This window comes from Pseudoalteromonas sp. S3776, assembly GCF_005886915.1.
In the GTDB taxonomy this organism is placed as follows: Bacteria; Pseudomonadota; Gammaproteobacteria; order Enterobacterales; family Alteromonadaceae; genus Pseudoalteromonas.
Genome location: NZ_PNCU01000001.1, coordinates 164,277 through 177,553 on the forward strand (window position 1 = coordinate 164,277; position 13,277 = coordinate 177,553).

Annotated in this window: 15 protein-coding genes; 5 read left to right on the plus strand and 10 right to left on the minus strand. The window is 40.3% G+C overall.

Annotated features, from left to right (window positions below; translation table 11 throughout):
- Positions 1 to 5: 5 nt before the first annotated feature.
- Positions 6 to 872 (minus strand): LysR family transcriptional regulator, encoded by an 867-nt coding sequence (locus tag CWC16_RS00715; protein ID WP_138540090.1) that lies wholly within the window; start codon positions 870 to 872, stop codon positions 6 to 8.
- A 101-nt stretch (positions 873 to 973) separates the two neighbouring features.
- Here CWC16_RS00715 and CWC16_RS00720 point away from each other — a divergent pair, with 101 nt between their 5' ends.
- Entirely contained in the window at positions 974 to 1,474 is a 501-nt protein-coding gene (locus tag CWC16_RS00720; protein WP_138540091.1) for a lactoylglutathione lyase family protein, read from the plus strand.
- Positions 1,475 to 1,584: 110 nt separating this feature from the next.
- Here CWC16_RS00720 and CWC16_RS00725 read toward each other — a convergent pair whose 3' ends face one another.
- Together CWC16_RS00725 and CWC16_RS00730 are read right to left on the minus strand one after the other, a co-directional pair.
- On the minus strand, positions 1,585 to 2,823 hold the full coding sequence (locus CWC16_RS00725) for an ABC transporter permease (protein WP_138540092.1): 1,239 nt from the start codon (positions 2,821 to 2,823) through the stop codon (positions 1,585 to 1,587).
- A complete protein-coding gene (locus CWC16_RS00730) occupies positions 2,817 to 3,527 on the minus strand; it encodes an ABC transporter ATP-binding protein (RefSeq protein ID WP_502705064.1) in 711 nt (236 codons plus the stop codon). The genes CWC16_RS00725 and CWC16_RS00730 overlap by 7 nt, the downstream gene beginning before the upstream one ends.
- An 80-nt stretch (positions 3,528 to 3,607) precedes the next feature.
- On the opposite strand from CWC16_RS00730, the gene CWC16_RS00735 reads away from it, so the two are divergent.
- Both CWC16_RS00735 and CWC16_RS00740 read left to right on the plus strand, forming a co-directional pair.
- Positions 3,608 to 4,186 (plus strand): DUF3299 domain-containing protein, encoded by a 579-nt coding sequence (locus CWC16_RS00735; RefSeq protein ID WP_138540094.1) that lies wholly within the window; start codon positions 3,608 to 3,610, stop codon positions 4,184 to 4,186.
- Between the two features lies 1 nt (position 4,187).
- Positions 4,188 to 4,625: a hypothetical protein gene (locus tag CWC16_RS00740; RefSeq protein ID WP_138540095.1), complete on the plus strand. Its 438-nt coding sequence runs from the start codon at positions 4,188 to 4,190 to the stop codon at positions 4,623 to 4,625.
- Between the two features lie 81 nt (positions 4,626 to 4,706).
- On the opposite strand, the gene CWC16_RS00745 is transcribed toward CWC16_RS00740, so the two are convergent.
- The 7 genes from CWC16_RS00745 to CWC16_RS00775 form a co-directional block, all read right to left on the minus strand.
- Positions 4,707 to 4,874 carry an SEC-C metal-binding domain-containing protein gene (locus CWC16_RS00745; RefSeq protein ID WP_138540096.1) on the minus strand — a complete coding sequence of 56 codons (168 nt, stop codon included), beginning with the start codon at positions 4,872 to 4,874 and terminating at the stop codon, positions 4,707 to 4,709.
- Between the two features lie 24 nt (positions 4,875 to 4,898).
- The gene (locus CWC16_RS00750; protein ID WP_138540097.1) at positions 4,899 to 6,527 is read right to left on the minus strand and encodes an HAD family acid phosphatase; all 1,629 of its coding nucleotides are present in this window, start codon (positions 6,525 to 6,527) and stop codon (positions 4,899 to 4,901) included.
- Positions 6,514 to 7,557: a CobW family GTP-binding protein gene (locus CWC16_RS00755; protein WP_138540098.1), complete on the minus strand. Its 1,044-nt coding sequence runs from the start codon at positions 7,555 to 7,557 to the stop codon at positions 6,514 to 6,516. The genes CWC16_RS00750 and CWC16_RS00755 overlap by 14 nt, the downstream gene beginning before the upstream one ends.
- A complete protein-coding gene (locus tag CWC16_RS00760; protein ID WP_138540099.1) occupies positions 7,547 to 8,107 on the minus strand; it encodes an LbetaH domain-containing protein in 561 nt (186 codons plus the stop codon). Before CWC16_RS00760 ends, CWC16_RS00755 begins: the two co-directional genes overlap by 11 nt.
- A gap of 28 nt (positions 8,108 to 8,135) precedes the next feature.
- Positions 8,136 to 9,044, minus strand: coding sequence for a GTP cyclohydrolase FolE2 (gene folE2, locus CWC16_RS00765; RefSeq protein ID WP_138540100.1), 909 nt, complete (start codon positions 9,042 to 9,044; stop codon positions 8,136 to 8,138).
- Between the two features lie 17 nt (positions 9,045 to 9,061).
- On the minus strand, positions 9,062 to 10,396 hold the full coding sequence (locus tag CWC16_RS00770) for a dihydroorotase (RefSeq protein ID WP_138540101.1): 1,335 nt from the start codon (positions 10,394 to 10,396) through the stop codon (positions 9,062 to 9,064).
- A 61-nt stretch (positions 10,397 to 10,457) separates the two neighbouring features.
- Positions 10,458 to 10,970 carry a ZrgA family zinc uptake protein gene (locus CWC16_RS00775; protein WP_138540102.1) on the minus strand — a complete coding sequence of 171 codons (513 nt, stop codon included), beginning with the start codon at positions 10,968 to 10,970 and terminating at the stop codon, positions 10,458 to 10,460.
- A 374-nt stretch (positions 10,971 to 11,344) separates the two neighbouring features.
- Here CWC16_RS00775 and CWC16_RS00780 point away from each other — a divergent pair, with 374 nt between their 5' ends.
- Both CWC16_RS00780 and CWC16_RS00785 read left to right on the plus strand, forming a co-directional pair.
- Entirely contained in the window at positions 11,345 to 11,782 is a 438-nt protein-coding gene (locus tag CWC16_RS00780; RefSeq protein ID WP_138540103.1) for a GNAT family N-acetyltransferase, read from the plus strand.
- A gap of 25 nt (positions 11,783 to 11,807) precedes the next feature.
- Positions 11,808 to 13,226, plus strand: coding sequence for a serine hydrolase domain-containing protein (locus tag CWC16_RS00785; protein ID WP_138540104.1), 1,419 nt, complete (start codon positions 11,808 to 11,810; stop codon positions 13,224 to 13,226).
- The last annotated feature ends 51 nt before the right edge of the window (positions 13,227 to 13,277 follow it).

Here is a 13,277-nt window from a genome sequence, read left to right on the forward strand (position 1 = left end):
GCGCCCTAGCCTGTTTTTATTGCTTCAATTACGGTATTCATACGTTTTGCCATTGGCCTATTGCGATGATGGCACACATAAATATTTTCGCTGATTGGGTTAGCTAAATGATGCGTTTTAATAAGCGCAGGTTTATTAAATGCGCTAACGGCGTGCGCAGGTAAAACCGTAAACCCCAGCCCTAAACTTACCGGTTCCAGTATCAAACTTATTTGGTTAGAAAACCCCGTGCACTTAAATTGATCAACATGTTCAAACTCACTGTAGTTTTCGCTAAGTAATAGCTGCGCGTGGTGTTTTGCATCGGGGTGGCCAATAAAGCCAAGCTCACATAAAACCTCCCATGTTGGGTTTTTAATATGTGCTGGAGTTACTAATAATAAAGCTTCTTGACCAATTTTGTGGCTAGTAACTTCGCTAAGCGTGGGAGCTTGAGTTAAAAAGCCTATGTCGGCACTGTGGTTTGCCACAGCTTGCTCTACACTTGTATTAGGTGCAAAGCGATAATCAATATTTAGCTCGGTATGCTTTGCTTGTAGTGCTAATAACTGGCTATAAAACTTAAGCCCACAACTACCTGGCGATTGTATTTTTACTAGGCCGCTGTAAGGCGAGTCATCTTTTAATTGCTGTTCTAAAAATTGCCATTCTTTTAATAGCAAACTGCCTTGCTGATATAAGTTTTGCCCATGTACGGTAAGGGTAAATTGTTTGCCGTGGCGCTCTAATAGCGCGCAGCTTACTTGTTGTTCTAGCTTTTTAATGTGCTGACTTACGCCCGATTGGGTCATAAATAAGCGCTCAGCGGTTTGGGTAAAGTGGTTTACCTCAACCAACGTACAAAACGTGTTTAACCATGTCGGGTTTATCATTACAAAGCGTACTCAAAATGATGATTAATGATAATTTTACTTAATAACGGTTGATTCGTAAACTAACTCCATCAACTAATCACAGTTAAAGAGGACATATTATGAGTCATACATATCCACGTAGTTTTTCGCACATTGGTATTTCAGTACCGGATGTTGAAAAAGCCGTAGAGTTTTACACTAAGGTGATGGGCTGGTACACCATAATGGAGCCTACCGTGATCACTGAAGATAACAGCCCCATTGGCGAAATGTGTACCGATGTATTTGGTCCAGATTGGGAAAAATTTAAAATAGCGCACCTTTCAACAGGCGACCGTATTGGTGTCGAAATTTTCGAATTTAAAAACCAAGAAAACCCTAAAGACAATTTTGAATACTGGAAAACAGGCATCTTTCATTTTTGTGTTCAAGACCCAGATGTAGAAGGCTTAGCAGATCGTATTGTTGCTGCAGGTGGTAAAAAACGTATGCCAGAGCCTCGTTACTACTACCCTGGCGAAAAGCCATACCGTATGATCTACATGGAGGACCCGTTTGGTAACATCCTTGAGATTTACAGCCACAGCTACGAGCTTATATATAGCGCAGGCGCTTACTAAACGTAGCTAATTTAAAAAAGTTTAGCTAAAAACATCTAGCTAAAAACAAAGGCCGCAGTATTTATTATTGCGGCCTTTTTGTTTACTACATGGTTAAATTTTTAAAGGTGCTAACTTTTAGCGCCAAGCGAACTGTGTAGGGCATTTTTATAAGCCTCATACGCGGGTATAGCTGAGGTAATAATAGCCGCAACAGTAATAACGGCGATTACTTTTAAAGTATCTACATTAAGCATGTTTGCATTTAAAAATAAGCCGTACCTGGTGCCTAGCCAATCGCCTAAAAGCCATAAAGTTAAACCTAGTAAAGCCGTTGCAGCTGCGCTTGCTAGTATTACTAAAATTAACGCCTCTACCAGTACTAAGCTAAAAATAACGCTTGGCCCTGCGCCTAATACACGTAGCACGGCAATTTCGTTTTTACGCTGCGCCATAGAGGCAAGTAACATGGTTGATAAGCCAAATAACGACGATACCAACACCAAAATACCAATAATGCGTAATAGGTTTTCAACGGTTACCATCATTTGCCAAAGCTCGGTCATGGCAACACCGGGTAACACTGCCATTAACCTGTCGGCTTTATAATTGTTTATATCGCGCTGTAATTTAAAGGTAGAAAACTTAGATTTTAAACCCAGCATTACTGCAGTAATGCTCTCGGGTGTGGTGTTTACCGAGTCTACATTATTAAGTAATTTAGCTTGTTTTGCCGGTGATAAATGTATGGCCTCAATGGCGTTTAAGCTTACATGTATGGTTTTATCAACCGGTGTACCTGTTGGGCTAAGTATGCCCTTAATTATAAAGGGGGTGTTGTCGTGATGGGTAAAGCTTGTGTTACCAATACCATGAGCAATCACTACGCTGTCGCCAATTTTATACTTGAGTTTTTTGGCTACATCGGCCCCTATTACCGCTTCAAATAATGTGTTAAATGGCTGGCCGCTACTAAAAGTAAGTGGTTGCTTAGTGCCGTATTTAAAGTGTTCAAAGTAGCTGTTATTGGTGCCCATAACTCTAAAACCACGGTGCGAATCGCCAAGCGAAATAGGAATTGCCCATTTTACTAATGAGCTGCTCTTTAGGGTTTCATAGCTTTTATAATTAATATTACTGGTGGGGCTGCCCATTCTAAATACCGAATAAAGTAAAAGGTTTAATTGCCCGCTAGGTGCGCCCACAATCATATCTACATCAGAGATGGTTCTGTTAAAGCTCTCTTTGGCTTGCTGGCGAATATGCTCAACACTTAACAGCACGCTAATACTTATAAGTAATGATAAAAACGTAAGTATGACCGATTTGCGCCTACTGGCTAAGCTGTTCCACGCTAACGATACTAGCATTTGCTGCCCTCCTCTTTTAAAAGCGAAGTTACATTTACGCTGCGCTCAAAAAATTGTTGTAAGTGCATATCGTGGCTTACAAATACAAGCGTTATGCTGTGCTGCTTACATAAATCAATTAGTAAGGTCATAAATGCATCGCGCGATGCGGCGTCTAATGCTGAGGTAGGTTCGTCAACTAATAACAGTTTAGGTTTATTTATTAAAGCACGGGCAATAGCCACACGCTGCTGCTGGCCAACACTCAATGTATTTGCTGCTTTGTGCAAAATAGTCGTTGGTAATTTAAGCGCTAAAAGCAGTGCTTTAGCGTCTTGCTCTATTTGCGTATTGCCCGTTTTTGCAAAGTAGTTAGCAAGTTGAATATTTTTTAAAACACTTAAATACGGTATTAAATTAAATTGCTGAAACACCACACCAATGTTCTGCGCTCTAAATTTGTCGCGCTTTTTTGATGAAAGCGTTGAAAATGCTTGCTCAAGTAACGCTATATCACCACTTTGCGGTGTGAGCACCCCTGCTAATAAATTAAGTAATGTGGTTTTACCTGAGCCAGATTCACCGTGTAAAAACACTTGTTCCCCCTGCTTTACTTGCCAGTTAGGAATATAAAACGCGGTTTTATCGGCTTTGTGGTACTTATAATTAAGTTGATTAATATGTATGGCAAAGGGAGTTGAGGCCGAAGAGACTGTATTAGGCAAAGATGAGACTCCTATGGTTTGATAAGTGTTGATATGTTATAACGTTTTTAGTTAAGCAATAAGCTAATTGAGATGAAAATATGTCAAAGAATGTAACTAACATGGTTGCTTGGTGTGTTATTGCCTTGGCCAGTTTTGTATTTACTGTTGAGTCGGCGGCTCAAAGCACACGCTACGAAGAAATAGAGTGGATTCAGTTAATGCCTAAAGACGATTTAGACGCACTGCTTAATCCGCCAGAGTATTTAACCGAAATTGAAGATGGCTCAGAGCAAGACACACTAGATAGCCTAGACGCTAAGCCGTTTGAAAACGATAAAGATAAACGCTATCAGCAAGCATTAAGCTCAGCTCGAGTCATTGATAGCTATAACAATAAAAAGATTCGCGTGCCTGGTTTTATTGTGCCGCTTGAATCAGAAGAAGGTAAGCGCATTAGTGAGTTTTTTGTAGTGCCTTACTTTGGGGCGTGTTTGCATATGCCGCCACCGCCGCCAAACCAAATAATTTACGTTAAATTTGAACAAGGCGTTGAGCTTGAAAGCTTATACGACGCTTTTTGGTTTGAAGGAAAAATAATAATTAATACCGTAGAAAATGAATTAGGTACATCGGCTTACGAGCTTAAGTTAGACCGAGTTTTACCGTACGAGGAATAATATGAATAAAAAATATCTGCTTTGCTCATTCGTTTTGGCAAGTGCGTCTGTTGGCGTTAATGCGTGCGAGTTTCACTCCGGGGTTGGTTTAAATCAGTTTCATCCGTTTGCTCGCCAAAGCTTCCAAACTCCTATACTTGAGCGTTTTTCTGTAAAGCACGCTAAACAAGCAAAAGTAAATGTTGGCGATACAAGCACAGCTAATTTTAGCTACTTAGTGCCTAAACGTTACAGCGCGGTAAGTGTAAAATTTGTAGCGCCAAAAGGTATTAAACTTACCGGCGAGCCTTCAATATTATTAGAGCGTACACGCGGAATACACAGTTTAAAATACGTAGCTAATAAACCCGGTAAATCAGAGATTTTGGTACAAATAAGCGGCCTTTTAAATGAAAAGCCTTTTACGCTAGAGCAAAAAATAGAAGTAACAGCGAGTTAAATACGCTGAGCTTAGAAATTAATAGGGCTAACATTACGCTAGCCTTTTTTTTACCTAAATTAAAAGCAGCTTTGCTGCAATTTATGCGTTTTTACCACAACACTTTTTATATTTACGGCCATTACCGCATACACACGGATCGTTTCGCCCTACTTTAGGCGTGCCACGCGTAATAGGGCTTTGCGGTGGTGGGCAGCAGCTTGTGTTAGTGCAGCCTGAACTGGTTGCCGTTGAAGTCTTATCTGTCATATTACTGTTCCTTTTAAATAGTATTTACCACGAACCATACATAGGGTTTGGTAGTAAAAATAATGATTTACCAAGCTTGGGTTGTAGCGTTTTTATATTGGCGGTTTTTTGTGTTACGCCGCTAAAGTCTTCTATGTTATCCCCCACCTGAAACTTAATAACTTGTGGCTGCTGCCAGTTATTATTTTGCCCACTTGGTGAAAAACAATCGGCTGTGCCTTGTGTTATTTGTTGGCGGCGCAAGTCTTTATCGTTAATAAATTCGTTGTTATTAACGGCGTTTTTGTCAGCCTTAGATCGGCCAATTAAACAGGTGTTTTCAACCGTTATAGGCAAGCCAACGGCTTTAAGGTTATTCCATGTGTGTACATCGTTTTGCTTATTACGGTTAGTTACAAGCGCTATTTTTCCGCCGTGTTTATACACTGTTTCTATAAACGATTTAGCACCAGGTACCAGTGTGGCTTTTTCGCTTGTAACCCATGCCTGCCAAGATTGTGGTGTATATCCTTTACCGTTAAGCTCGGTTTGTTTTTGATAAGCTGAGTTATCAAGCACGGTTTCATCAACATCCATCACAGCTACCCAGTTACTTGCAGTGTTTGGCAATTGCATTACCGCAGCTTTTGCTTGTTCATAGGTTGTAGTTGCTAGTGCTTTGTACTCTTTACTGGTTGTTTGCCATAACACTGCCGACGACAGTGAGTGCGCATTAGCAGCAAGCGAAACCGATACAGCGCAGTGGTCACTCAACATGACTTTGTTATCCATATTTTTGAATTTGTGCACCTGAGCCGACTTTGTAATATTTTGCGCATTCATACCGCCAACAATAATGTGATCGATAGGCGCCGGATAGCGTGCTTGGCACCCTAACAATTGGCTGGTTGTAATACGAGTTGAGCGCTCATTACTTAATAAAGTGCGAGTTAGCCTATTATAAGGTGCTGATATACGGTGGTTAAAATCACCTAATATTACGTAAGGCGTGCCTGCTGTTTCGTGTTTTTCAACCCAGCTATTAAGCACTGGTGCTTGCTTCGCATAGGTTTTACACGCGGGTGAGTCGCTTTTTAAGTAGTCGTCTACAAAACAGCCGCTTTTCATGTGTACGTTAAGTATATCGGTTGGCCCTTGCTGTGTATTAACGGTTATTTGCAATCCGTAGCGCAGCCCTGTTTTTGATAGACCAAGTGGTTCAAAGGGTTCAATATTTAATACAGGCACTGTTTTTTTAACCGCAAAAGCGACTTTCTGTTGGGTAGATTTAGCCCCTGTTTTTCTACACGTATATGCAGGGCTAGGTGCTCTACTCGATACCATTAGTTGCCAGTCGTCTTCAGAGAATATTTGCTCTAATGCCTCTTTCGAAGCCACTTCTTGCAGGGCGATTACATCAGCATTTAAGTTATTTGCGTAGGCTTTCATAGCCTCAATATCGCTAGGCGTTCTGGCTCTACAGCCTGTATCTATTGGGTATGCAAGGTGTTCAACGTTCCAAGTCGCTATTTTTAAAGCTGGTAGAATTTGAGCGTGTAGCTGCGAGGCCGGCTGCGCTGAAAAACTTTCATTAGTATTTTTGGTTAGGTTAGATGTACAGCCAACACTAAGCGCACTGACTAAAGCAATGGTTAATGCATTAAATGTGTTCATGGTTGGTTTTCTCTGAGTTGGTTTTATTATTAATTAAGCAGTTCATGAGTTGTTGCGCCCACATAGAGTTAATTTGTATCGCTATTATTTCTATACGACTTTCTTGGCAATCGTTTAAGGGGGTAACGGTTAAGGTTTGCTCCGCTAGGTTAAAGCCTACAAACCCTTCGTCTGTTTTTATAACAGCTTTAATTCGCTCTACTTTTAAGTTGCTAAACAAAGCGTGCAGCGCGGTTTTACTAAATATGTGTGCTGCACTAATACGCCAACCAATACTTTGATAGCCTTGAGCGCTATTTTTAATGCACAGTATGCCATTTGTGGATAACGGCACTTCACGGGTATTAATGCCTGACTTTGTATGTGTATGCGCAGTGCAAGGCGCCAATTGATTATAGCCGCACTCACCTTGTAACAACTCGGGCGCTATTTCACCTTGTGTAGTAAATACAATTTGCTGTGTTTGGTTTGCGCGGCTTATTACGTAATCAGTTAATGTTTCAGTGTCATTTTGAGCGTATAAATCGTGCTTGTTACCTACAATAATATCTGCAATATCAATTTGCTGATTAAACGTAGCATGGCTTGTATAACGCGAGTCGTTGAGCTTTCTGGCATCAACTAAAGTAATTGTTTTTTGTAAGCTCAGTACACTTTTATAATGCGATGATGAAAGTGTTTGTAATACTTCTTTTGGGTGGCCAAGGCCTGTGGGTTCAATTAAAAGCCTGTCTGGTTTTGCTTGTTTAAGCAGCTGATTAAGTGCAACTTGCATTGGCACGCCGGCGGTACAGCACATACAGCCACCGGGTACTTCGCGAATAAATACACCGCTGTTTGGGCTTTGTTGCCCATTAAGTAGCGCGCCATCAATACCTACTTCGCCAAACTCGTTTACTAATACTGCCCAGCGTTCAGTACGTGGTTTGGTTTTAAGTAGCGATATAATAGCGCTGGTTTTTCCGGCACCTAAAAAACCACTAATAATATTAGTAGGTATCGCCTTTAGCGTTTGCTTATTAGAGTTCATTAGCCAATTTTTTGTAACCTTTTACCAAATCGTGATTTGCAGACACCACCGACTCAGAAAATGTTGAATACTCTGGCGGCACTTTACTTATGCTGTTTAAATCAAAGCCAGGCTCTATATTGGTCATTGGCGGTACATGAAAATTTTCAGGTAAATCGAGTCCATCAACAACGCAGTTATGCCTAACTACACAACCATTTCCCACATGCGATCTAAATACTACCGAATTAAAACCAATAAATACATCATCCCCTACGCTGCACGGGCCATGAATAATAGAGCGATGCGCTATAGATGTACGCTCGCCAATAGATACCGCCGCCCCCGATTTAGAATGAATAACCACGCCATCTTGTATGTTTGAATTTTTTTTAATAATAATTGGCTGCATATCGCCGGTGTCGTCTACTTCATCGGCGCGAATAACCGCATAAGGGCCAATAAATACGTTGTCTTCAATAATTACTTTGCCACACACAATGGCTGTTGGGTCGATAAATGCGCTTTGTGCGACGCTTGGCATGTGGCCGTTTGGGTTTTTTCTTAACATGTTTATTCCTTACTAATTAATGCTTTTGCTATGCAAATTTTTGGTCGTACACTACGGCATTGTGCGCATGTAGGCTTTCTTGGTGCTCAACTTTAAAGTGGTAGTCGCAAATATCTGTATTTTGCTCAAGGGCGTGCTTTAACCTGCGGGCGGCATCTTCACAAAACAGTAGGTTTTCGGCGTTTAATTTAGCAAAGGCTTGCTCGTCTTCTCGTTTTACTGCGGTTTGTACTGGTGTGCCTATGGCTTGTTCCATTTGCGCAATAAGAGTGGGTAAATCAGGAAGTTGCTCACCTAGTAAGCTCATAGTTATATACGCATACGAGCGTTGGCTGTGCGGGGTAGCTACGCTGCCTTGCTGCGATGTAAGCCATTCTAATAAAGTGTTTTTATCAAGCTGCTGCTCTGTAAACTGCTCTGCTACGGCGTCACTTAACGCTTGCCTAGAAAGCGCGGCCGAACAGGGGCACGTGCTAGAATAAGGAATTGTGAGGCTAAGCTCGGTATTAATAACGCCATTTTTAATGGTTTTGCTAATAGCCACCGGATACGCCTGAAATCCAGATTGATTAGATAAAAGCGCCGGCTTGTTTATTACAAGCTCAAAAGCTAAATCTACTTTGGCACTTAAGCTTAAGCCTTGCTGAGAGCTCAGCATGTTTTCAACTAGCGTTGTTAAAACTTGGCCATTGAGTGGCTTATTAGCCAGTTGTTCATTAAGCAATAAATACAAGCGCGACATATGTATGCCTTTTGCATCCGCTTTATTTAAGCTCACAAATACGTCGGCTTTAGCGTTTGTATGAATAGGTTCGCCAGCGAGAGGTAAAACATGCAAAGGCAGCGAAATTCCTTCCATCCCTACCCATTGTAAAGGTTGTGCATTCAAAGAGTTATTCTGCGAAGTAATATCTGGCAAATGGCTTTTAGCATTCATAAATTTAACTATTCCAATTAACGATTAAAAACAAGAGGCATGGCAGGTTTGCTTGGTTTAGAGACCGTTTTGCCATCGTAAAGGCGCTCGCCATTAACCCACGTACTTACTATTTTTGATGAAAACTCAACGCCATCAAAAGGCGTCCAACCGCAAAGGTAGCGGCAAGCGTCGTGGCTCACTTTTGTGGTTTGATGTGTACTTACCAGCACTAGGTCGGCGTAGTAACCCTCTTTTATAAAGCCGCGTTTATCTACTTTAAAACGCAGCGCGGGGTTATGTGCGGTTTTTTCTACTACTTGTTCGATGCTCAGGCGGTTGTGTTTAACATGCTCTAGTAAGCTTAAAAGTGCGTGCTCTACTAAGGGTAAGCCTGCAGGCGCGTTAACATAATCGGTTTGTTTTTCTTGCCATGTATGCGGAGCGTGATCGGTGGCAATAATATCTATTTGATTATTTTTAACCGCGTTTATTAGCGCATCGCGATCGGTTTTAGCTTTTATGGCAGGGTTACATTTTATTAAGTTGCCTAAGGCTTCGTAATCTTGCTCGCTAAAATATAAATGGTGTACACAGGCTTCTGCGGTAATACTTTTATTGGCTATATCGCCTTTAGTAAACAAACTCAGCTCTTTTTCGGTGGTTATGTGTAATACATGCAATTGCGCATTGTATTTTTTAGCAAGCGACACCGCATACGACGATGAGGCATAACACGCCTCTGCATCACGTATTTTTGGATGATCGGTAATACTAGGCACAATGCCTTGTTGCTCATAGCGCTGATTGTTTTTGCTAATGATTTTTCCATCTTCGCAGTGGGTAACTATAAGCACAGGGCATTCGCGAAATATCCCCTCAAGCGCTTGTGGGTTCTCTACTAATAAATTACCGGTAGATGCGCCCATAAACACTTTTACACCACATACTTTTTTAGGATCAAGCGCTTTAATGTCATCTAAATTATGCTCTGTAGCGCCAAGGTAAAAGGAGTAATTAGCATAAGAATGCTGCTCGGCTATGGCGTATTTTTCCTCAAGTGCGGCTTTATTAGTGGTTGAAGGATTAACGTTGGGCATTTCCATATAACTTGTAATACCGCCGGCCACTGCCGCGCGCGATTCAGTTAATATAGACCCTTTATGAGTAAGGCCAGGCTCTCTAAAATGCACTTGGTCATCTATCATGCCCGGCAGTAAGTACGCACCTTGCGCGTCAAATACATCATCGTTTATGCTCGGGGTGATATTAGCAGCAATGCATTCAATAAATTGGTTGGTAATGCGTACATCAGCACGTTGCGTTTTACCTTCGTTAACTATTTGGGCATTTTTTATTAGTTGGCTTTTCATGCTTACAGCTCTTATTTAGTCAGCAATGTATGTTTAATGGGTGTGAATTGGCGGCTAAATATTAGCTTTGCCAGCTTATTACAGGATTATTGCGCGTCACTTCTGTTGAGCCTTGCCCAGTGTTACTAATCCATTGCACGTTAAGCGCATTAAGTGAAGGCATTAACTTAAACAACGTGACCGTAAAGCCCCTAACCGGTGTTTTGCAGTTAAAGTTGTAGGTGGCTTCAACATTATGATGATCGTGGCTATGAAGGTCTGCATGTTCATCATGGCTGTGAGCAAGTGAGTTTTCGGTGCTTTGTAAAATACACTGCCCCTTTATATCAATGGCGTGGCTGCTATTTTTTAATTGCTGAGCAAGTACATCAATAGCATTTTTATCTGTTGAGCTTGCAGCTTGATGCTCAAAACCAAGCGCATCAGCAGCCGGAATAATAAACTGCATTTGCAGCACATTGCCCTGTTGAGCAATAAGTAACTCACCTTCCCCATGTACATGCTTTTGCGCATTAGCACTAAATCCCAACCCTAATAGCAGGGCAATAATGAACCCTTTTGTAAACGTTTTCATAAGCTAACCCTTATTCAAAATAGAGCTAAATATAGCAATTGTTATAATATAACATATTGATGAGATCCTAAAAAGATAATAATTAAGGCTCTTTGACTAGTGGGCTGGTAAAGCTATTTATTGTTTATAGGTACAGATACTGGTAAGTTAGTTAATCTAAAATTTGGTTAAAATACGTACCAACGTATTTGATTAAAGCAATGTTTAAATTTATTTTCTCTAGCTAAAAATTTTCAGCAAAAACAGGGCTAACTTAGGCGCCAATAGCCAGCCTATTGCAAGTAAGGTTAACTTAGTAGGCGCTGAAAATAGCTACTGAGATTTATTATTAAAAGCTCGGTTAGTTATATAAGTAATTAATTTTAAGGAAAAATATGACACTGTCATTGGAAGACATCACCGCAGATAATTACGAAGCCATATGTGATTTAGAGGTTGCTAAAACACAAGAAGAATACGTAGCGTGTAATATGTGGTCGTTAGTTGAGGCGCACTACAATAGCGGGTATACCTGTAAAGCTATTTACCTAAATGCTCTGCCGGTAGGCTTTTTTATGTGGGTACAAGAAACCCCAACAAAGGTTTCTATTTGGCGCTTCATGGTTGATCAAACTCATCAAAATAAAGGCATTGGGCGCAAAGCACTAGCGATGGCAATCGAAGAGATTAAAACAAATCCTAAGCTTGAACAAATCGAGATTTGTTATAACCCGCAAAACCCTGTTGCTAAAGACTTTTATTCAAGTTTTGGGTTTGAAAAAGTTGGCCTCGATGAGGATGAGGACGACATGTTAGCGGTTATTAAGCTATAACTTTAATTATTAAAAAGGGATTTTTATGAAACAACTTATTACTGGTTTAATTGCACTTTGCCTATCTTACTCGGCTCATAGTAATGAAGATACAGCGCAAAATTTCATTACTGTTTTTAACGAAGGTTCTCAGAGTGAAGTTATCGAGTACCTATCAAATAATATGTCTCAAAGCAGAATAGACACCTACGGCCTTGATGCTTATGTTGGGGTATTTTTAAACGAGAAAAATACTTATGGAAAACTCAAAGTATTAGAGTACCTACCAGAAAAAAATAATAATGATCGTATACGTGTTATTTCTCAAAATAATAATTTTGAGTATGAACTTGTTATAAATAAACAAAGTTCTCCTCCTCACAAAATTAACTACAGCAGTTTTAATGATGTTGAGTCAAAAAATATAAAAAGTGCTGTACTCACCCCAAAAAGCTTTAGCCAAGATTTAGCGCAATTTATTGATCACTTAGATAATAACAATGCTTTTTCTGGTGCTGTTTTAGTGGCTAAAGGCCAAGATATTTTATTTCAAAAGGCGGTAGGTTATGCCAGCAAAGAGTGGCAGGTTAAAAATAACTTAGAGACTAAGTTTTCTTTAGGCTCTATGAATAAAATGTTTACCGCTATAGCTGCGTTACAGCTTGTTGAAAAAGGCAAACTCAAACTCGACGATAAGCTAGTTAACTTTGTAGATAAAAGCTGGCTGCCTGAAGGCGATACAGATTTAATTACTGTTAGGCACCTTTTAACGCACACATCAGGATTAGGTAACTTTTTTAATGAAGAATTTAATGCCAGTAACAAAGAGGCATATCGCGACCTTTCAGCTTATAAACCCTTAGTGGCAAGCACTCCTCTTCTTTTTAAACCAGGCACACGAAACCGATACAGTAATTCAGGAATGCTAATGCTCGGGCTTATAATCGAAAGTGTATCTGAGGAGTCTTACTACAGTTATATAGATAAGCATATTTATAAAAAAGCGGGTATGCAAAATTCGGGGAGCTTTGCATTAGATGATGTAAACGATAACCTAGCAACGGGTTATTTAAAACGAATGCATAGCAATGGTTGGGTCAATAGTATTTACACCAGAGCTATTAAAGGCAGCCCTGCCGGAGGCGGTTTTTCAACGGTTGGGGACTTGCATCGCTTTTCTTTGGCACTAACACAATTTAAATTATTAAATAAAGAGTTAACACAAGCCGCTTATAGTGAAAAAACAGAATATAACTCAGCGCCTTGGTATGGTTATGGTTTTTCAGTCGGTGGAACCGATACTAATAGAATTATAGGGCATGGCGGTGCATATTTAGGTGTTGATGCGCGGTTAGATATACATTTAGACGATGACTTCATTGTTGTTATTTTAGCTAATCAGTCAGATGTAGTGTCACCGGTAAGAAGAAAAATCAATGATTTGATTTCTCGGTATGAGTCCTAACAATTTCAAATTGGAGTAACAGCCATCATAAGGCCATTCGCAGAGAACGAC